We start from the raw sequence: 523 nt of genomic DNA on the forward strand, positions 1-523 counted from the left end.
GACAGTGATACAGGCGTACCTTTTTTTGAGCACATGTTGGATCAAATTGCTCGCCACGGACTGGTTGACCTAGACATCGAAGCAAATGGTGACACACATATTGATGACCACCACACAGTGGAAGATATTGGCATCACGCTTGGTATGGCCCTGAAAGAAGCTGTTGGTGACAAGAAAGGCATTCAACGTTATGGACATGCCTATGTCCCATTGGATGAAGCACTTTCCAGAGTGGTTATCGACCTTTCCGGAAGACCTGGACTAGTTTTCAATGCAGACTTCACCAAAGGCTCTATTGGCAGCTTCGACACAGAGTTAGTCTATGAGTTCTTCCAAGGCTTTGTGAATCACGCACAAGTGACGCTGCACATTGACTGTTTAAGAGGTCACAATGCACACCACCAGGCAGAAACCATTTTCAAAGCTTTTGGCCGCGCATTGAGAATGGCGCTGACGAGTGATGAACGCATGGCAGGCGTTCTGCCGTCAACAAAAGGTGCCCTTTAATGGCAAAACACGTTGT

Annotated in this window: 1 protein-coding gene; it reads left to right on the top strand. The window is 47.4% G+C overall.

The window, feature by feature from the left end; translation table 11 throughout:
• A partial coding sequence (gene hisB / locus F8R15_RS20990; protein ID WP_152845886.1) for an imidazoleglycerol-phosphate dehydratase HisB occupies window positions 1-507 on the top strand: 507 nt, incomplete at its 5' end.
• Window positions 508-523 lie beyond the last annotated feature (16 nt).

Origin of the sequence: Thioclava sp. JE_KL1 (assembly GCF_009296265.1) — a bacterium.
Lineage (GTDB): Bacteria > Pseudomonadota > Alphaproteobacteria > Rhodobacterales > Rhodobacteraceae > Thioclava.